Annotated in this window: 14 protein-coding genes; 9 read left to right on the top strand and 5 right to left on the bottom strand. The window is 72.3% G+C overall.

Features of this window, described 5'->3' with window-relative positions:
• Window positions 1–199: 199 nt before the first annotated feature.
• Both WME76_RS06820 and WME76_RS06815 read left to right on the top strand, forming a co-directional pair.
• Window positions 200–3,514 (top strand): beta-propeller domain-containing protein, encoded by a 3,315-nt coding sequence (locus WME76_RS06820; protein ID WP_437959377.1) that lies wholly within the window; start codon window positions 200–202, stop codon window positions 3,512–3,514.
• Between the two features lie 552 nt (window positions 3,515–4,066).
• Window positions 4,067–5,104: an SUMF1/EgtB/PvdO family nonheme iron enzyme gene (locus WME76_RS06815; protein WP_437959376.1), complete on the top strand. Its 1,038-nt coding sequence runs from the start codon at window positions 4,067–4,069 to the stop codon at window positions 5,102–5,104.
• 177 nt (window positions 5,105–5,281) lie between these two features.
• On the opposite strand, the gene WME76_RS06810 is transcribed toward WME76_RS06815, so the two are convergent.
• Window positions 5,282–5,977 carry a TetR/AcrR family transcriptional regulator gene (locus WME76_RS06810; RefSeq protein ID WP_437959375.1) on the bottom strand — a complete coding sequence of 232 codons (696 nt, stop codon included), beginning with the start codon at window positions 5,975–5,977 and terminating at the stop codon, window positions 5,282–5,284.
• Window positions 5,978–6,039: 62 nt separating this feature from the next.
• On the opposite strand from WME76_RS06810, the gene WME76_RS06805 reads away from it, so the two are divergent.
• On the top strand, window positions 6,040–6,822 hold the full coding sequence (locus WME76_RS06805; protein WP_437959374.1) for a TVP38/TMEM64 family protein: 783 nt from the start codon (window positions 6,040–6,042) through the stop codon (window positions 6,820–6,822).
• Window positions 6,819–7,859 carry an MBL fold metallo-hydrolase gene (locus WME76_RS06800; RefSeq protein ID WP_437959373.1) on the top strand — a complete coding sequence of 347 codons (1,041 nt, stop codon included), beginning with the start codon at window positions 6,819–6,821 and terminating at the stop codon, window positions 7,857–7,859. The genes WME76_RS06805 and WME76_RS06800 overlap by 4 nt, the downstream gene beginning before the upstream one ends.
• Before the next feature lie 49 nt (window positions 7,860–7,908).
• Here WME76_RS06800 and WME76_RS06795 read toward each other — a convergent pair whose 3' ends face one another.
• A complete protein-coding gene (locus tag WME76_RS06795) occupies window positions 7,909–8,757 on the bottom strand; it encodes an SDR family NAD(P)-dependent oxidoreductase (RefSeq protein ID WP_437962083.1) in 849 nt (282 codons plus the stop codon).
• 339 nt (window positions 8,758–9,096) lie between these two features.
• Here WME76_RS06795 and WME76_RS06790 point away from each other — a divergent pair, with 339 nt between their 5' ends.
• The 3 genes from WME76_RS06790 (at window position 9,097) to WME76_RS06780 (ending at window position 11,817) form a co-directional block, all read left to right on the top strand.
• Window positions 9,097–9,705, top strand: coding sequence for an acyl-CoA-like ligand-binding transcription factor (locus WME76_RS06790; protein ID WP_437959372.1), 609 nt, complete (start codon window positions 9,097–9,099; stop codon window positions 9,703–9,705).
• Window positions 9,706–9,798: 93 nt separating this feature from the next.
• On the top strand, window positions 9,799–11,136 hold the full coding sequence (locus tag WME76_RS06785; RefSeq protein WP_437959371.1) for a hypothetical protein: 1,338 nt from the start codon (window positions 9,799–9,801) through the stop codon (window positions 11,134–11,136).
• 201 nt (window positions 11,137–11,337) lie between these two features.
• Window positions 11,338–11,817: a DUF2383 domain-containing protein gene (locus WME76_RS06780; protein ID WP_433935260.1), complete on the top strand. Its 480-nt coding sequence runs from the start codon at window positions 11,338–11,340 to the stop codon at window positions 11,815–11,817.
• Between the two features lie 68 nt (window positions 11,818–11,885).
• On the opposite strand, the gene WME76_RS06775 is transcribed toward WME76_RS06780, so the two are convergent.
• From WME76_RS06775 to WME76_RS06765, 3 genes are all read right to left on the bottom strand, one after another.
• Entirely contained in the window at window positions 11,886–13,256 is a 1,371-nt protein-coding gene (locus tag WME76_RS06775) for a hypothetical protein (RefSeq protein ID WP_437959370.1), read from the bottom strand.
• A gap of 305 nt (window positions 13,257–13,561) precedes the next feature.
• Complete coding sequence (locus tag WME76_RS06770; RefSeq protein WP_437959369.1) at window positions 13,562–14,035, bottom strand: DUF6691 family protein; 474 nt, start codon at window positions 14,033–14,035, stop codon at window positions 13,562–13,564.
• Window positions 14,032–14,472, bottom strand: a complete 441-nt coding sequence (locus tag WME76_RS06765) for a YeeE/YedE family protein (protein ID WP_437959368.1) — start codon at window positions 14,470–14,472, stop codon at window positions 14,032–14,034. The genes WME76_RS06770 and WME76_RS06765 overlap by 4 nt, the downstream gene beginning before the upstream one ends.
• Before the next feature lie 225 nt (window positions 14,473–14,697).
• Between WME76_RS06765 and WME76_RS06760 the strand changes: the two genes are divergently transcribed.
• Window positions 14,698–16,476: a protein kinase domain-containing protein gene (locus WME76_RS06760; protein WP_437959367.1), complete on the top strand. Its 1,779-nt coding sequence runs from the start codon at window positions 14,698–14,700 to the stop codon at window positions 16,474–16,476.
• A gap of 188 nt (window positions 16,477–16,664) precedes the next feature.
• Window positions 16,665–19,586: a TonB-dependent receptor domain-containing protein gene (locus WME76_RS06755; protein WP_437959366.1), complete on the top strand. Its 2,922-nt coding sequence runs from the start codon at window positions 16,665–16,667 to the stop codon at window positions 19,584–19,586.
• The last annotated feature ends 106 nt before the right edge of the window (window positions 19,587–19,692 follow it).

Below are 19,692 nucleotides of genomic sequence, written 5' to 3'. Positions count from 1 at the left end.
GACCGACCCGATCGCGGGCTGCGCCGTGCCGGACGCGCCCTCGACCGCTCACCGGAGAGTCGGGGCGCCGTCGTCCTTGGACGGGGACGTTCTGACCGCGGCTGAACCGTGTAGGACACATCGATGTGCGCAGGCTCCGTACCTCGCGCGAGGTACTAGGGAGGAGTGGGCAGTGGCGAAGAGAACGCTAGCGAGAGGCGTGCTGTCAGCGCAGGCCAGCGTGATGGCCGCGCTCCTGTTGCTGTTGGGACAGGGATGCGGGAGCGACGAGAACAAACCCGAGCCCCAGGAGGAGGAGCAGATCCCGCCAAAACCGGGACCAGACGACGAGGAGAACGAAAACCCGCCCGACGAGGAGGAGCCCGACCCCGACCCCGACCCCGACCCTGACCCCGACCCCGACCCCGAGACGCCCGAGGGGCCAACCGAGTTCGTCTCGGCCGACGATCCCTTCACCGAGGGCTACCTCGGCGAGGAGGAGGAAGAAGAAGAGGAAGAGGAGGAGGAAGAAGAGGAGGAGGAAGAGGCCCGCGAGCTCGAGGAGGGCGACATCTACCGCGTCCTCGGCAACGGGCAGCTCCTCAACCTCAACCCCTACCGCGGCCTCCAGGTCATCGACATCCAGGACCCGTCGAGCCCGCAGTTCCTCGGCCAGATGCAGATCGCCGGCACCCCGGTCGAGATGTACGTCGTCGGCGATCGCGCGGTCGTGCTCCTGAACGACTGGGCCGGCTACCAGCTCAAGGCCGACGGCCTCACCGTGGAGCGGCGGACGGGCGCAAACGTCCTGTTCATCGACATCACCGATCGCACCGCGCCCAAGCTCCTGTCGCAATACCCCGTCACCGGGGCCATCTCGACCAGCCGCCTCGCCCGCGGCGAGACAGCGACCTCGCTCTACGTCGCCTCGAACGGATCGGAGCTCGTCGAGATCTCCCCCGGGCACTTCCAGTGGGAGAACAAGACCCTGGTCAGGAGCTTCGATGTCGGCGTCGACGCGCTGATCGAGCGCAACGAGATCGAGCTCGGGGACACGGTGACCGCCATCCACGCCGAGGCGGACGTGCTCCTCGTGGCGCGCAACAACTTCGGCTGGTCCGGAGAGCCCAGCGAGATCTCGATCATCGACATCTCGAACCGCGACGGGTCCATGGTGGAGCGCGGCAGCGTCAATGCGGCGGGCTACGTGCGCTCCCAGTTCCACATGGACTTCCGCGACAACATGCTGCGGGTCTTCTCCGGTCCGAGGTGGGCCGACGGAACGCCCAGCTACCTCGAGACGTGGGACGCGACCGATCCCGAGAACCCCGTGTCGATCGACAGCGAGGACTTCGGCGCCGAGCAGTCGCTCTACGGGGCCGTCTTCCTCGACGACCGCGCGTTCGCGGTCACCTACCGGCGCCAGGACCCGTTCCACGCCTTCTCCATCGATCCGGACGGGAACATCACCGAGGAGAGCGAGTTCATCGTGTCCGGGTGGAACAACTTCTTCCGCCCCGTCCTCGGCGCGACCCGCCTCATCGGGATCGGCGTGGACGACGCGAACGGCCGCCAGCTCGCAGCCAGCCTCTACGACATCACCGACCTCACCAACCCGACGCCCCTGATCGCGCGCGCGAACGTCGACAGCGGCGCCGAGGGCTGGAGCTGGTCCGAGGCCGACTGGGACCACCGCGCGTTCACCGTGCTCGACAACGCCGTGGACGCGGTGGCGCCGACCGGAGAGGCAGAGACAGGCCTCGTGCTGCTCCCGTTCTCCGCGAGCAGGAACGTCGACAACACCTGGCGGCCGTTCTCCGGCGTGCAGATCTTCACTTTCTCGGGCACCACGTTGACCCGCCGCGGCGTGATGGAGCACGGCACCCCCGTGCGCCGCACCTTCCGCGCGGGAGACGAGGCCACGGCGAACGTGTCCGACGAGGAGCTCACCCTCTACGATCAGGACGCGCTCGACACCCCGGACAAGCTCGGGCGGCTCGAGCTCGCCCCCGACTACGTGCGCGTCCTCGCCTTCGGCGATCACCGCGTGCGCATCAAGGTGCCTTACGACCTCTACTGGAACCCGCCCGAGAGCCGGAAGCTCAAGGCGGAGGTCGTCCCGACCACGGGGCTCACCCAGCTCGTGGAGCCGGTGGCCAGCTTCGAGCTGCCGCTCAACGCCCAGATCCACCAGGTAGGGGACCTGCTCGTGTCCCTCACCACCACCTTCGAGAACTGGGTCGGCAAGGTGACGCACGTCGAGGTGATCGACCTGTCCGATCCGACGGCGCCGCGGCGCGCGGGCACGCTCGACACGAGCGATCTCCCCGCGATGTCCGCCTACTACAACGGGTCCCGGTCGTTCCAGACCGTGCACCCCGCGCGCGACGCCCTCGCCTTCCTGCGCGTCATTGGCCACAGCGAGGACCTCGGGGTCGGCTGGGGCTGCCGGACGAGCGCGATCGGCCAGCCGGGCTGCTTCGGGCAGGAGGGCTGCACGTACGTCGCCGGAGAGCGGATGTGCCGCAAGATCGGCGGCGACGAGTACTGCAACGGCGGGTTCGCCGAGTGCACCGACCACCCCGGCGCGGACACGACCTGCACGCCGATCGAGATCGGTCGGGACGACATCCCGAACGTGACCTCGACGTACTGCTACGAGTACGTGCCGCGCCGGAGCTGGGCGCAGATCGAGATCAACGTCGTCGATCTCTCCGACCCGGACAACCCGACGCTCGCGCCGACCGTCGCGCTGCCGGACGACAGCGAGACGGTCAACGTGCTCAACGACAACGGCGAGCTCTACTTCAACATCAAGCGCTCGATCGGGGCGCCGGACGACCCGCGCCCGCACACGCAGTACTTCCTCACGCACCTCGACCTGACCGATCCGTCGCAGCCCGCGATCGATCCGGGGATCAACGTGCCCGGCGAGATCCTCGCGATCCAGGGCACATCGATCTACTCGAACGACCGGGTGTGGGGCGACCAGTTCATCGAGACGGCGATCGCGCGGCTCGAGCTGCACGAGGGGCTCGCATACCTGAAGGAGTACCAGCGCTTCCCGAACCGCCGGGTCAACACGATCTCCATCGACGGGCGCGGGCTGCCCGTCCTGACTCACGGCCTGATCTGGCAGCCGGCGTACGGGTGGTACTACGGCTGGGATCCCAACCAGAAGCTGACGACGCTCGGGCCCTGGGCCGCCGGGGAGACGCCGCCTCCGCCGCCGGAGACGGAGAACGAGGACCCCGCGGTCCCCGAGTTCGAGATGCTCTCGACCGTCCGCATGGCGTCGTGGGCGTCGCTGCGCAACACCGCCGACATGCGCGCCTTCTTCGAGGTGCCTGGCGGCGCGCTGGCGATCTCCCTCGAGCAGCCCGAGGCGCCGAAGGCGCAGGCGTTCTTCTCCCTCTGGGGCTGGCCCGAGCGGTTCGTGGTCAGCGGGGAAGAGGTCATCTTCGCGGCCGGCCGCTACGGCATTCACCAGATCGACCGCGAGACCGTCAACCTCGTCCCCTACCTGGGCGAGTAACCGGATAGCGGGGCAAGCCGGCCAGGGCTGAGCGCCAGGCCGGCTTGCCGGAGCCCCGAGCCGCTCCGGCGTGGCCGACCGGCCACGCCAGCGCGGCAGGGCGATCACCTCCCGGTCGAGAACCCGACCCACAGCGCCTCAGTCCAGCCGTCGCTCGGTCCTCCGCGCCGCGCAGCGCGTCGAGCTCCGGCTCCCCCGCGCAGCGCATTGCTGCGCGCTGCGCGACGAGCTCCGGCCAGCCAACCGCGCAGAAAAGACGCAGGGCTCGCGAGCATTGCGCGCGCGGGGCGGCGCACCGAGGCGGCCACGCGCTGGCCGGCCAGCTGGCCAGTCGGCGGCCACACCGGCGGGCCCACGCCGCGGAAAGCAGCCTTATGTCCCGATATCACCGGGCACGGCAGCAGGCCGAGATCTTGCAATCTTTCCAGCCAGCTCCCGACGCTCGCGGGACGATCAAGGCGAGCTCGGTTCAGTTCTTGGCCCACGCATGTACGCTGATGTAGGCAAACGTGGGAAGAGGTTAACGTGCGAACCCTGGGCTTCACAGTACTAATGACACTGTTTGGCGTCGCGGCCTCGAGCTGCGGCAGCCAGTCGGACACGGAAGACGGCGACACCCGGACCGTCGAGATCCGCGAGGTTCCGGGCGAGATGGCCGGCCCTCGGCAGGTCGCGTCTCCGCAGACGGAGACCGTCGGGCCCCTGGCCGATCCCACGCTGGACGATCCCACCGCAACCGAGGCGCCGGTCGACTTGCCCGGTGCGACCGACGCGCCGGTCGACGTGCCCGGTGCGACCGACGCGCTGGCCACCGCGCCCGGAGCGACCGAGGCGCCGGCCGACTTGCCCGGTGCGACCGAGGGCTGCCCCGGCGGGATGGTGCGGGTGGAAGGCGAGTATTGCCCCGCCGTGGTGCAAGAATGCCTCGAGTACCACCCCGAATGGACGAAGCGCCACGGCGAGCCGGGCGTGGCCGCGCGGTGCCTGCGCTTCCGTGAGCCGTCGCGGTGCGTCGCCAAGAAGACCGAGAGTCTCTCGTTCTGTATGGACCGGTACGAGTACCCGAACGTTCCGGGCGAGCTGCCGCGCACGCTGACCTCGTGGGAGCAGGCCGCCGACCTCTGTGAGGCGCAGGGCAAGCGGCTGTGCACCGAGGCCGAGTTCAACTTCGCCTGCGAGGGCCCCGAGATGTTGCCGTACGTGTACGGCTACGAGCGGAACGCCGAGACGTGCAATCAGGACCGCGACTACCGCTTTCCGGACCACTCGCAGCGGCTGCTCCACTACGAGGCGTGCCAGCAGAACGAGCGGTGCGCCGCCGAGCTCTCGCGCCTGGACGGCCGCGAGCCGGCCGGCTCGCGCGCGGCGTGCGCCTCGTGGGCAGGCGTCTTCGATCTGAACGGCAACGCCAACGAGTGGGTGGTGCGCACCGACCAGAAGGCCCCCTACCGCAGCGGGCTCAAGGGCGGCTGGTGGGGTCCGATCCGCAGCCAGTGCCGTCCGATGACGACCTTCCACAAGGAAGACGACTACGGCTACGAGGCCGGCTTCCGCTGCTGCGCGGACGCCGAGGCGCAGGCCGCGGAGTGAACGCGGCGGTTCAGCGTCCGTCCTGCCAGAACATCGTTTGACCGGCCCTGGGTGAGGGCTGCGCTCCTCGCCGGCAGGCGCCGTGGGCCCTCGGGGCCGTGATGGCGACCTCGGTCCTCATCCTGACCGCAGAGGAGGACAGCAGTACGCAACCCCAGCAGAGCTCGCCGCCTCTCGTCATCGCGTCGCGCCGCGCGCCTTGCGCGGCCGGCCGCCCTCGGGGCGGAGGCCCGCCGGCCCTTTCTTCGTCCGCTTCTCTCGCTCTTCCCGCTGCGGCAGGCACATCACCCGCACGGCGACGGACATGGCCTCGACGAAATCCTCGCGCGTCGCGGCGCTGTGCTTCAGGCCGCGCGCCGAGGCGTACAGGGTGTCCGCGAGCTGGCGCCCGGTGACGCCCGCGGGCGTGTAGGCGGCCACGAGCCCGGAGGCGCGCAGGGCGTCCGCCACGGCCTCGATGAACTGCCCCTCCCGCTCGGCGGCCAGGGGGCCGACGAGATCCTTCGTAACGGCCGCGAGGTCCGCCGCGTCGGCCCCGAACGCGCCCACGAACCGGCCGGTCCACGTGTCGAACGCGGCCACGAGCCGCTCCTCCAGGGGGCGCTCCGCGGCGGCGAGCGCGGTCGTCACCGCGGCCAGCGAGGAGTCGAGGAAGTACGCCACCGACGCGCGAAAGAGCTCCTCCTTCGTGGCGAAGTGGAGGTAGAGGCCCTGTCGCGAGACGTTCGCGGCGCGCGCGACCTCGTCCATCGACGTCTTCCGGAAGCCGAAGCGCAGGAACACCGTCAGCGCCGCGTCCATCAGCTTGCGGCGGCGCTCGTCGGCGGGCCTGTCGGCGGCGCTCGTCTCGCTCACGATGACCAAAATTGACACGACGGGTCCATCCTGTCAACACGACACTTGACAAACTGGTCACCGGTCGTAAAGCTCGTGCGGTGCGCCCGCCGGATCCTCTGCCCGAACTCGCGCTCCCGCCCGGCGGCGCGGCCGCTTCCCCCGGCGAGCCGGCCGGGACCTCGCCGCCTGCGCCCCTGCCCGGTCCGGCGGCGGCCGGCGGCGCCCTCCGGGGCGCGAAGATCGGCGCTGTCGCCGCGGTGATCGCGCTCCTCGCCGCCGCCCAGCGCGCGGGCCTGCTCGAGATCTTCGGCGAGCCCGCGCGGATCAAGCAGGCGCTCGTGGAGCTCGGGCCGTGGGGGTATGTCGCGTTCGTGGCGGCGTACGCCGCGCTCCAGCCGTTCGGCGTGCCGGGTACGGTGTTCATCCTGGCAGCGCCGCTCATCTGGCCCTGGCCGGTGGCGTTCGCGCTCTCGATGGCGGGCACCATGGCGGCGAGCGTCGTGGGCTTCTCCTTCGCTCGCTTCGTCGCCCGCGACTGGGTATCGAAGCGGGTGCCGGCGCGCTTCCGCGCCTACGACGAGGCGCTCAGGCGGCGGGCGTTCTTCACGGTGTTCATGCTCCGCCTCGTGCTCTGGATGCCGCCCATGCTCCACGTGTTCTTCGGCGTCTCCGGGGTGCGCTTCTCCACCCATTTCTGGGGCTCGCTGGCCGGTTATACCCTTCCCTTGCTGGCCACTGCGTACTTCGGTGAACGTGTCTTCAACGCCCTGCGCGACGCCCCCCCGTCGGCGTGGGTCGGCATGGGCGCCGCTCTGGTCACCGTCACGTTCGGACTCTGGCTCGCCAGGCGCCGCGCCCGGCAGGAGGTCGTCCCCTCATGAACGATTCTCAGCGTCGCAAGGGGCTCCGGATCGAGCGGGCGCGCGCGTCCGCTCAGTTCAGGGGCGGCAGGTTCGAGAACCCGTCCGGCGCCGGACCGGCGATGAAGGGCGGCGCGCTGCCCGTGATCGGCGAGTACTTCTTCGGTCGCGGCCGGCGGTCGCCGCCCGGTCCGCTGCCGCTCGCGCGGCCTCACGAGACCTGGGCGCGGCGGAGCACGACCGGCCTGCGGGTCACGTGGCTCGGCCACAGCACCGTGCTGCTCGAGATCGACGGCCGCCGCGTCCTCACCGATCCGGTGTTCGGCGAGCGCGCCTCCCCCGTCTCGTTCGCAGGCCCGGCGCGCTTCCACCCCGTCCCGGCGACGCTCGGGGAGCTGCCGCCGCTCGACGCCGTCCTGCTGTCGCACGACCATTTCGATCACCTCTGCGCTCCCACCATCGAGGCGCTGGCCCGCACGCGCGTCCCCGTGGTCACGGGGCTCGGCGTGGGGGCGCACCTCGAGGCGCTCGGCGTCGACCCCGCGCGGATCACCGAGCTCGACTGGCACGAGCGCGCGGAGGTGGGCGGCCTTCGCTTCACCGCGACGCCGGCGCAGCACTTCTCGGGTCGCGGGCCGACGAGCGGCAACAAGACGCTCTGGGCCTCCTGGGTCATCGAGGCAGAGCGGCGCAAGGTCTTCTTCTCCGGCGACACCGGGCTGACCCCCGAGTTCGCGGACATCGGCCGGAGACACGGCCCCTTCGACCTGGTGATGCTCGAGGTCGGCGCGTACCACCCCGCGTGGGGGACGATCCACCTCGGCCCCGAGAACGCGCTGATCGCGTTCCAGATGCTCGGCGGCGGCACGCTGCTGCCGGTCCACTGGGGCACGTTCAACCTCGCCCTCCACGACTGGGACGAGCCGGCCGAGACGTTGCTCTCCGTGGCGGCCGAGCGCGGCGCGCGCGTCGTGACGCCGCAGATCGGGGCGGCCATCGAGCCCGAGCACATCGACGCGCCGACCCCCTGGTGGCGCGCCGTCGCCGGCGCGCGCTGAGGGCCAAAGGCGGTCCCGGGCTCACTGTTGCTCGCAGGAACGCGAGAGCTCAGCGGGCGGCGAACTCCCGCTCGTGGATGGATCGCACCTTCTCCAGCACCCTCGGGCCGTGCTCTCGGAACGGGAGATCCATCGCGCGGTCCTTCCTCAGGTAGACGCCCGAGAGCCCCCGGTTCGCGCCGAACGCGCCCTCGTACAGCCGCGAAGCGCCCTGGCTCGGGGGTGGGAAGAAAAACCTCATCAGCGGCTCCACGTAGAACGGCAGCCCCGACCGCTTCCCCTTCCTCAGCGTGTTGTTGGCCCCTGGATCCACGCTCCGGATCTCGATCCCGTCCCCCTCGAGCAGCGGCGCCACCTCACGCGTCCAGAGCGAGAGCGCGAGCTTGGAGGTCGCGTACGGGCCGAAGAGCTGCTTGAACGACGCCGGGCGCTCCAGGGCGTCGGGATCGAAGCGCCTCGTCGTATCGAACGCGTTGGAGGAGGTGTTCACGACCGTCTTCAGGGTCCCCCTCCGCAGCAGATCTCTGAGCTCCATCGCGATGATGTAGGGCACCACCGTCTGGACCTCGAAGTGCAGCTCACGGCCTTGCCTGGAGAAGGTCAGCTCCGGGACGCTGCCGCCGGCGTTGTTGAACAGCACATCGATCTTCTCTTCGGTCGCCCTGATCGCGCCGAGCGCGCGCCCGAGGCCCTCGAAATCGGACAGATCCGCCCTGTGGACACGGAGCCTCCGGCGATCGAGGCTCTCCCGGATCAGCGGATCGTCCTCGGAGAACGCCGACCGGTTCAGCGCGATGACCTGAAAGCCCTCCGACAGCAAACGGCGCGTGAGCTCGAGGCCGATGCCGTGGTTTGCGCCCGTGATGAGCGCGACCTTGTCGTGTTCCCTGGTGTTCATCATGGCTCCTGTGAGGCCGGCTCCCCGCGCGTGTTCGGCGGACAACGGCCCTGGGCGCGCGGATCGCGCGAGCCGACCCGCGCGCGGCGGTGGTGACGTCGGTATCCGCTGCAAAGCGGCCTCCGGCGATGCGCCCGCGCGCGAGGGCCCATGCTCGCGATGGCCGCGCCGAGGCCTCGGCCGCCGCCCGAGGGGACGGCCCTGGATGGACTCCGACCCTGTGAAGCCGCGCTCCCTCGCCCGAGATCGGCAGGAAGCAGCGACAGGGGGAAGAATGTGCCACTGAGTAGCATTTGTCAAGGAGGGGCACCCGGATCCTGCGCGTGGTAGCCTGGCCGCATGGCAGAGGGCCAGGCCCCGGGGCTCCGAGAGCGGAAGAAGGAGCGGACGCGCGCGCAGATCATCGAGACCGCGATCGACCTCTTCCTGAAGAATGGCTACGAGCAGACGACGCTCGACGAGGTGCTCGGAGCGGTCGAGATCTCGCGGAGGACGTTCTTCCGCTACTTCGAGTCGAAGGAAGACCTCCTCATCGCCTGGATGGATCAGCTCATCGAGGTGGCGCGCGCGTCGGTCGGCGCGCGCCCTCCGGGCGAGCCGCCGCTCGTCGCGCTGCGCAACGCGATCCGGGACACGCTCGGCCAGCTCCACGAGGGGAACCTGCCGCGGTTCGTCGCCGTCCAGCGGTTCGTCTCGAAGACGCCGGCGGTCCGCGCGAGGCAGAGCGAGCGGCTCGGCCACTGCGCGGAAGCCATCTGCGAGCCGCTCGCCGCGCGGATGAACCTGGATCCGCAGCGCGACCTCGCGCCGCGGGTGCTGGCCAGCTGCGCGATCGCGGTCATGCAATGTGCGATCGACGCCTGGATCGCCCGCGGCGCGACGGAGGATCTCCTCGATCTCGTGGAGGAGAGCTTCCAGGCGCTCGCGCGCGAGCACGAGCGCCCGTGATGATGGGGATGAGCCGAGAGCACCCCGGGCTCGAGCCGAGCGGGCGAGGGATCCGGTTTCGCGGAGCCCCGGACAACGCTATGGAGCAGGCCCATGGTCGAGCACAACACAGCGGACAACGAGGAGGGGCAGCCGGAACGCGCGGAGCCCGGCGCCGAGCGCGCGCCGCACCAGAGGGCGACGGACGCCGCTGGTGAGGCGGCGGAGGGCGCCGCGGAGGCCTCGTCCAGCGACGCCACGGCGGCGGCCGGGGGCGCAACGGCCGCGGCGACGCCCGCCGGCACGGCGGCTTCCGACGCGGCGCACGCCGCCGCAGCGCCCGCCGGCACGGCGGCTTCCGACGCGGCGCACGCCGCCGCAGCGCCCGCTGGCACGCGGCCGCGGAGGGTCATCGATATGAGGCGGCCGCGCACGCCGCCGCCCGCGCAGGAGGCCCCGGCGCGACGCCCGGCGGCCTCCGGGGAGCGCGGACCGGGCGACCGTGGGGCGCGCGAGCGCGGTCCCGCCGAGCGCGGAGCGAGCGAGCGCCGGACGCGCGACAGCGGCGCTGCCGAGCGCGGAGCGCGCGAGGGACGAGCTGCCGAGCGCGAGGCGCGCGACGGTGGAGCTGCCGAGCGGCGCTCGACGGAACGGACCAGGGCGCCGCGGGAGGGGGCGGCGCAGCACGGCCGGGCAGGCGCCGAGGGCGCCGACGACGCCTCCCAGGCCCGCGCGCCCGGACCGCGTGCCGCGCCGGGATCCGCCTCTCGGGAGCGCCGCGCGCCCGCCGCAGGGGCCGCCGCCCGGAGCGATGCAGGAGGCACCGGTGCGGCGCCCGCCGAGGCGAAGGCCGCCCCTGCCGCCGGAGCGCCCAGCGCCGCCCGCAAGGCGTCCCGACAGCCGCAGCGCGCCGAGGCGCCGGCTCCGCCGCCCCCCCCGGAACCGGAGACGACGGCGGCCCCCGAGCCGCGCCAGCAGACAGCGTGGGTGCCTCCGCCGAGCGCCGCGTTCCCGAAGAAGAAGAAGCCGGCGCTCACCGCCAAGGAGGCGATGAAGGCCAAGGTCCAGGCGCGGTCCGGCAAGAAGGCAGCGAAGCCCGCGCCGGACGGGGCGGCGGAGCGCGCCGCGCATCGAGCCGCAGACGTCGCCCGCGACGCCGCGGACAGCAGGCCTCGCGACGCCGCGGACAGCAGGCCTCGCGACGCCGCGAACAACAGGCCTCGCGGCGCCGCGAACAACAAGCCTTCCGCCGCCGCGAGCAAGCCCCGCGACGCTTCGAACAACAAGCCTTCCGCCACCGCGAGCAAGACCCGCGACGCTGCCGCGGCGGCGCCCGCCGACGCCGCGCCCAGGTCCGCGCGCCGCGGTCAGGAGCAGGCGACGGCGAGCGCTCCGGCCAAGAAACCCGGGCTGCTCCGCCGGCTGCTCAACCTGTTCCGGCGATCCGGATAGCCGCGCCGTCGTCAGCCCCCTCCAGATCACAGGCCTGTCGCGCCCTCGGCGCCTTCCGCCCGGCACACAACAGCTCGACTCCCGCGTACGCCGCTCACGACATCTGGTTGTGCTCGCTCCGCGGCGCCCGCGCAGATTCAGGAACTGCCCGGTAGGCCTCCTCCGCGGCGTGCCTCATCCTGCCTCGCGGGAGGCGCCCGCATGAACAAGACTGCCGTCAACAAGCTGAACGACCTCATCCAGCTCGACGCCGACGCGGTGCTCGCGTACCAGCAGGCGCTCGACGCCTGCGAGGTCTCCGAGATCCGCCGGAAGCTCAAGGGCTTCCAGGACGATCACCAGCAGCACATCAACGATCTCGCCGAGATCGTCCGCGCGAGCGGCGAGGAGCCGAAGATCAAGCGCGATCTGAAGGGGTTCTTGATCGAGGGGTTCACCGCGATCGCGAGCCGAGGCGACAGGAGCGCGCTCCTCTCGATGCTCGGCAACGAGGAGCTGTCGAATCACATGTACGAAGCCGCGCTCAAGATGGAGCTCCCGGGCGAGGCGCGCGCCGTCGTCGAGCGCAATCGCGGAGACGAGGCGCGACACCTCGCGTGGATCAAGGAAGCCATCGCCGCGCGGCTCTGGGAGACGAAGGAGGGCGCGGCCGCCGTCGAGCAGGACGAGCACCGCAAATAGGGCGCACCCGGGCGGCCGTCGCGCTGGCCAGGCACGGGGCTCCGAGCGCCCCGGCGGCCGCGGCGCGCTCAGAGCCGGCGCACCCGGATCGCGTGCGGATCGGCCCGCTCCACGCCGGAGCCATCCTTGTTGGTGATCGGCGTGATGGCCTTGAGCTTGCCGCTGCGCCCGTTCGCGGTCACGTGGATGACGCCGACGCCGGGCGTGCTGCCCACCGAGGCGTGCGGGTCGCCGCTCAGCGGCGTCGGACCGCGCAAGGTCACGAAGATGCGGTTGCCCGAGGGCGACATGTCCATCAGGTCGGGCGCGGGATCGCTCGAGTACGGCCCCTTCAGGTCGACCGTCCCCGTACGCGCGTTCGTCGCGACGTCGAACACCTCGGCCACGCCCCGGATCCGGTCCAGCACCCAGACGGAGCGCGCGTGCTTCGTCAGCAGCGTGCCGTGGGCGTCGCGGTCCGGCGAGGGGTCGGTGAACACCACCTCGGGCGGCGGGGTGTTGGCCGCGTTGGTCGCCGCGTAGCCGGTGAGCGGGAACCGGTACAGGTCGAACTGATCCAGGTTCGCCGCCGTCCCCCCGCCGGAGTCGATGAACATCGAGCCTCCGGCCTCGACGCCGCCGCAGCCGTTGCCGTGCACCGTGGTCGCGTCGTACTCGCCCACGATCTGTATCGGCGTCGCCGCGGGGTCGACGACGAACAGGCCGCCTCCGCGCAGCGTGATGAAGCCGTGGGTGCCGGTGGCGTCGATGATCGGGCAGATGGGCGCGTTGTCGGGCCGGATGTGCGGGAACTGGCAGGGATCCCCGCTGGGCGCGATGCACCTCGTCAGGTCGAGCGTCGCGTCCTGATCCCACGCGAAGGTGCCCGCGGCGTAGTCCGTCGCGATCCGCTCGAGCAGCTTGCCGTTCTGGTTGGCCACGAGGATGTACGAGTCGTCCGGCGCCGGCACCGCGGCGTGGGCCTGCCGCGCCCCGTCCGCGCCCGGCGAGGAGCGGAGGCACGCGACCGGCGCGCGGGTCTCGGCGTCGAAGATCGCGACGTGGCCGCTGGCCACGAAGGACAGCACCGCGTGGGTGTGCGCGGCGTTGAAGAAGAGCATGTGCGGCCGCACCGGATTGGCGCCGGTCTGCGCGAAGCACAGCGCCGCGGTCTCGTCCCCGAGGTCGATGACCTCCGCGGCGGCCGGATTGACCCCGGAGGCGCCCACGAGGCCCTGGCCATTGTAAATGTACACCGTGCCGCCGTACGCCAGTCCGTTCGTGTTGGACTGGTCGATGGCCCAGACCTCGAATGGCTGGTCCTCGGCGGCCGCCCCGAGCTCGCTCTCCGTGGCGGCCTCGCTGGCAGCGAGCCCGGTCGAGCCGACCGGCTCGACACAGGCAGATAGCAGACAAAGACCGACCGTCGCCCCCAGAAAGGGGCCGAGTGACATCCTCATGGCGCGCTCTCCCAGCATTGGTGAAGGCCGAAGCCTCTCGTCGACCAGACCGCGGACGATCGCGGCCAGCAGCGGGCACCGGGCGTCGAGCATTACATGGCGCCCAGTTGCGCCGCAAGGGCGACCTGGCTTGAACGTACGGTGTCACCGCGGTCGCGGTCGGCGGCGTCGCGCTGGCGCTGGCTCTCGCCCTGGGTCCCCTCGCTCCTCTCGCGCTGATTCATCGCGCCGTTTCATCGCGCTTTCATCGCGCTGTTTCATCGCGCTTTCATCGCGCCGTTTCATCGCGCTGTCATCGCGCTGTTTCATCGCGCCGTTTCATCGCGCTGGGCCCTCGCCCTGGTGAAGTGCTCGATCGCCATGCCGGCCGCCATGGCCGCGATGAAGGCGACGACGGCGCGCGAGCCGGTCGCGAGCGAGACGAGCGCCGGCCCGGGGCAATACCCCGCGAGCCCCCAGCCGACGCCGAACAGCGCCGCTCCGGCGAAGAGGCGCGCGTCGAGGTCGGTGCGGGTCGGGACGTCCATGCGGTCAGCCAGCAGGGGAAAGCGCGGCGCGCGGGCGGCCCCGGCGCGCTCTCGACCCTCCTGCCAGCGAAGGACGCGGTAGGCGAGGAAGTGCACCGAGATCGCGCCCACCATCACGAACGCGAGGCTCGGGTCCCAGTCGCCGGCCACGTCGAGGAAGCCGATGACCCTGGACGGCTGGGTCATGCCGGAGACGCCGAGCCCCACGGCGAACAGCGCGCCGGCGAGCAGCGCGAGCGCGACTTGCCTCATCGCGCCGCTCCGAGCACATGCAGGCTGACGTACACGGTGATGGCCGCGGTCGCCATGAACGTCATCGTGGCGCAGAGCGACCGGACCGACAGGCGGCTCAGGCCGCAGACTCCATGGCCGCTCGTGCACCCGTTGCCGAGCCGCGCGCCGTAGCCGACGAGCAGCCCCGCGACGGCCACGAGGCCGATCGAGCGAGCGCCATCGACGGCGGGGAAGGCGCCGCGGTGCGCGGCCGCGAGCGCGAGGCCGCCGAGGAGGAGGCCAGCCAGGAACGCCGCGCGCCAGGCGGCGTCTCCAGGCCTCCGGGACGGGAACAGGAGCCCTCCGAGCACGCCGCTGACGCCGGCGACTCTCCCGTTGAAGAGGAGGAGCAGGGACGCGCTGAGTCCGATGAGGGCGCCGCCGACGAGCGGGCCAGTCGCGGTGAATTCATGCATGATGAGACCTCTCCGAGGGCGGCGCGCCAGCATAGCAACGCGCAGCGGCGCGCGGCGCCCGCCGCGCATCTCCCCTGGGCGCGCGGCGCAAAACTTCGCCTGGCGCGCCGGCCGACTGCGCGGGTGGGGTCGAGAGCGAACATGTCGCACACGGCGCCGGCGCGGGTGGGATCGGGGCGAGATTGTGCCGGAGGGCCGGGGGGGCTGGTGTATACTCATCGGTCGATGGCCCAAGCAGGCTGGGAAGCGGCGGAACCGGCTTCGTGGCGCAGGATTCCGCGCATCGGGGACATCATCGGCGGCAAGTACCGCGTCGAGCGGGTGATCGGGCGCGGCGGCATGGGCCTCGTCGTCGCGGCGCACCACGTCTCGCTGCGCCACCGGGTCGCGCTGAAGTTCCTGCTCCCCGAGGGGCGCACCACCCCCGGCGCCGTCGAGCGCTTCTTCCGCGAGGCGCAGGCCGCGGCCGCCATCGCCAGCGAGCACATCGCGCGCGTCATCGACGTGGGGCACACCGACGACGAGCTGCCGTACTTCGTGATGGAGTACCTGAACGGCATCGACCTCGAGGCGCTCCTGGAGACGCGCGGCCCCCTGCCCCCGGAGCAGGCGGTGAGCTACGTGATCGAGGCCTGCGAGGCCCTCGCCGAGGCGCACGCGCTCGGGATCGTCCACCGCGACCTCAAGCCCGGCAACCTCTTCCTCGCGAGCCGCAAGGACGGCGCGGCCCTGATCAAGGTGCTCGATTTCGGCATCTCGAAGGCGTCGGACGCGGGCGTCCTCGGCGCGAACGCCAAGCTGACCGCGTCGTCGGTGGTGCTCGGCTCGCCCCGCTACATGTCGCCGGAGCACATCCGCAGCACCCGGACGGTGGACGCCCGCAGCGACATCTGGGCGCTCGGCATGACGCTCTACCAGCTCCTGACCGGGCGGCTGCCGTTCGAGACCGAGTCCGTGTCGGCGCTCTTCGTGAGCATCGTGACCGACCCTCCCGTGCCGCCGCGCGCGCACCGGCCCGAGATCCCGGTCGAGCTCGAGTGCGTCATCCTGATGTGCCTGGAGAAGAACCCGGACCGCCGGCCCCAGACGGTCGCGGAGCTGGTCGCGCTGCTCGAGCCGCTGGGGTCGGAGTCCGCGCGCCGGAAGGCGGCCCGCATCCTGCGCAGGGCCATGGGGGGCGAGACCGCGGACGCGCTGCCGCCACCGGACCGCCCGAGGGCCGTCGACGAGGACGCCCAGACCCTGACCGGACCGCGCGACGCCGCGCCGGCCTCCCGGTGCGTCGCGATCGAGCGGCCGAACAGGCCCACGTCGTCGTCGCCGCCCACGCAGGCGTCCGCGGTCGACGTCGCGCCGGCGACGGCGCGGTCGCCGTCGCTGCCGCCCGCGCGGGCGTCCGTCCCGGCGGCGACGGTCGCGCTGGTGACCGCGGCCGCCCCCGCGCCGGCAGCGACGAGCGCGCCAGGGGCGACGCCCGCGCTGGCGCCCGCGGCCGACCCGTTCTCCACGACGGCGACGCGCCCGGACGCGCTGCGGGCGAAGGCCGCCGCGCCGTCCGAGCCCCGCGAGCGCGGCCGCGGCGCAGAGGCGCGCGGGCGGCATGGATGGCGGCACGCGGTCGCGGCAGCGCTCCTCGTGATCGTCGGGGGCGCGGCGGCGCTCGCGTGGCTGGGACGCGCGACGGCGCCGGTCGCGGGCGCGCCGCCCGCCGGCGAGGTGGCCTCGCCGGTCGCGCCGGCGCCGGACCGGCCTGCGGCGCCCGCGGGCGCCGACCCCGGGCCCTCGTTCCTCCCGCCGTCCGCGGCCGTCATGCCCCCCGCGGCCGTCGCGGCGAGCGGGTTCGGCGCGGCCGGCGCGGCGCTCGCGCCCGCGGGGTCGTCGAGGCCGGCCCGCCCGCGCCCGGCGCTGCCGGCGGGCAGCGGCGAGCCCGCGGCCGCCAGCGAGCCCGCGGCCAGCGGCGAGCCGGCGCCGGCGAGGTCGGCGCGCCTGCGCGAGCGCCGCTAGTTCCGCCGGGCAGAAATCCTGCCAGGGATCTGCCTCGCGAGAAGAGAGATTCAATGCCAAGGCGCCAAGGCGCAAAGACGCAAAAATGCATGAAATGATTGATTTTTTTGCGTCTTCGCGCCTTGGCGCCTTGGCGTTAAAATCTCTGCTGATCCCTGGCCGGACTCCTGGCGGGCGGAACTAGCGGCATGCGTCGAGAGCCCTCGAGCACGCGCGCCGGACGGCCCCCGCGCGCCCGCCGGTGGCGGCTCGCCGCGGTGCCCCTGCTCGTGGGCGCCCTGCTGCAGGCCTCCGTCGCCCGCGCCGACGGCGAGGGCCAGGCCGACGAGGCCGATCTCCACTTCGACCTCGCCCGCGATCTCTTCAAGAAGGGGCAGTTCCACGCCGCCCTCGAGCATTTCCTCGCGTCGAACCGGCTCGTGCCGAACCGCAACGTGGTCTTCAACATCGCGCTCACGTACGAGGAGCTGGGCCGCTTCGCGGACGCGCACCGGTACTACGACGACGCGCTCGAGGGCGAGACCGACGCGCAGATCATCGCCGAGGTCCGGGCCGCGCTCGAGCGGATCGCGCCGCGCGTGGCCGTGCTGCACATCGTCACGTCGCCGCCGGACGCCCGGATCTACGTCGACCGCAAGGACCTCGGCGTGCGGGGCAAGACGCCGCGCCGGCTCGCCCTGGCCGAGGGGCGCTACCGGATCCTGGTGGAGCTCGCGGGCCACGAGACCATGACGGTGGACGACCTCGAGGTGAAGCTCGGGCAGACCAAGGAGGTGCTCGTCGTGCTCCGCCGCATCGTCGGCGCGGTGCGGGTGGACGTGCGCGGCGCGAGCGATGCCACGGTGCACGTCGACAGCGAGGGCGCGCCGCCCGCCTGCACCGCCCCCTGCGACATCGACCTTCCGCCGGGCCGCCACGTGCTCTACTTCGCGCGCCCGGGCTACCAGGCGGCGCCGCAGACGCTGACCGTCAACGCGCACGAGACCGTGCCCGTCACGGCGACGCTCAGCCCGCTCACGGGCTCGATCCTCGTGCGCGGCGGCGAGCCCAACGCGCTCGTCGAGATCGACGGCCGGCCCATGGGCTTCACGCCGTCCGTGATCCAGGGCGTCCCGGTGGGCCGGCGCCGCGTCCGCGTCAGCCTGCGTGGCTTCGCGCCCGTCGAGCGGACCATCGAGGTGGCGGCGGGCCAGCAGGCGGAGCTGCGCGACCTCACGATGGAGCCGCTCCGGGAGGTGTCGTCGGCCTCGCGCGTCCTCGAGCGCATGGAGGACGCGCCGGCCTCGGTGAGCGTCATCGATCAGGAGGAGCTGCGCGCCTTCGGGTACCCGACCATCGCCGAGGCGCTGCGCGGCACGCGCGGCGTCTACCTCTCGAACGACCACGTCGTCTACTCGGCCGGGATCCGCGGGCTCGGCGAGCCGCTCGACTACGGCAACCGGCTGCTCGTGCTCTCGGACGGGCACTCGACGAACGACAACACCCTGAACGCCTCGTTCGTGGGCTCGGACGCGCGCGACGACCTGCACGACGTCGATCACATCGAGGTCGTCCGCGGCCCGGGCTCGCTGCTCTACGGCACGGGCGCCCTCTCCGGCATCGTCAACCTCGTCCCGCGCGGGCGCGACGAGCCCACCTCCGCGCACGCGGCGGTCGGCGCCTACTACGACAGCGTGGGGCACGCGCGCGCCGGGTTCCACTACAACGCCGGCAAGGACGCGGGCGTGCGGGCGAGCGTCTCCGCGGCCCGCTCCGACGGGTTCGACGTCCCGGTCGCGCTGCGGGAGCCCGGCGACGGCCCGCGCACGCAGATCGCCGAGCACACCGAGGCCTTCCGGGCCGGCGGCACGTACGGGCGCGCCTGGTACGGGCCGCTGACCGCGCAGTGGATGGCCCACACGCGCGAGCAGCTCGTGCCGATCGGCTACGTGGGCACGCGGCTCAACGATCTCGGGACGAGGTACGAGGACACGCACATGATGGCCGAGGTGCGCTTCGAGCCGCAGCTCACGCCCGATCTGCAGCTCATGGTGCGCGGCCACGTGAACCGCTTCGTCTGGCACGGCCATTACGCGTTCGACGAGCTGGTCTCGGAGAACCAGTACGGCACCTGGATGGGCCTGGAGGCGCGGGCGGCGTGGACGCCGCTCTCCGGGCTCCGGATCACGGCGGGCGGCGAGGTGCAGACGCACCCGGAGGCGACGCTGCACAACGTCCGCCTGGACCCTCCCGCCGTGATCCTGGACAAGCGCGCGACCTACGCCTTCGCGGCCGGCTACCTGATCGCCGACGGCTCGCCCGCCCCGTGGCTGCGCCTGTCGGCGGGCGCGCGCGTGGACGCCTACAGCGACTTCGAGCCCATCGTCGTCCCGCGCGCGGCGATCATCGTCCGGCCCACGCCCGGAGGGGTCCTGAAGATCATGGGCGGGCGTGCCTTCCGCGCCCCGAGCATCTCCGAGCAGTTTTACGCGGACGGCGAGACGCAGGTGGCCGGCGTCGACCCGGATCGGGGCCTCAGGCTCTCCCCGGAGTCGATCCTCTCGGGCGAGATCGAGTACTCGCAGCGCCTCGGCGACGCGTGGGTCGCGCTCGGCGCGATCCACGCGAGCCGCGCCTCGGACCTCATCAGCTTCACCGAGGACAGCCCCGGGGTGGTGCGTTACGCGAACAGCAGGTCGGCGGCGATCGTGGCCGGGGCCGACGTCGAGCTGCGCCGCGAGTGGCGGCAGGGGTGGATGCTGTCGGCGAACTACGGCTACCAGCGCGCGCAGCGCGCGGGCGGGGAGCGGCTCATCAACGTCCCGGAGCACCTCGCGTCGTTCCGCGGCGTCATCCCGGCGGTCGACCGGCTCCTCTCGGCCGGCTTGCGGCTCAACGTGGAGGCCCCGCGGCGGATCCCCCGCGGCGGGGACGCCTCGACGGGGACGGCGATCGTCGCGGATCTCACGATCTCCGGGGAGATCCGCCGCTTTCACACGCGCTACGTGTTCGGCCTCTACAACGCGATGGACGCGCGGTACGACTACCCGGTCGCCGAGACCTACCGCTCGTCCACGAGCCGCCAGAACGGCCGGACCTTCCTCGGCGAGATCACCGTCAGCACCCCGTAGGCCGGGCGCCTCCGGGCGCTCATGGCCGGGGCGATCGGGGAGAAATTGCAACGCAGGAGCGCAGAGGCGCAGGGGCGCAAACAGGGAAATTTCGTTTGATTTCGGA

Source organism: Sorangium sp. So ce119, assembly GCF_051524405.1.
GTDB lineage: Bacteria > Myxococcota_A > Polyangia > Polyangiales > Polyangiaceae > Sorangium > Sorangium cellulosum_G.
The sequence above is the reverse complement of the archived record's forward strand: the minus strand, read 5'-3'. Positions and strand labels throughout refer to the sequence as shown.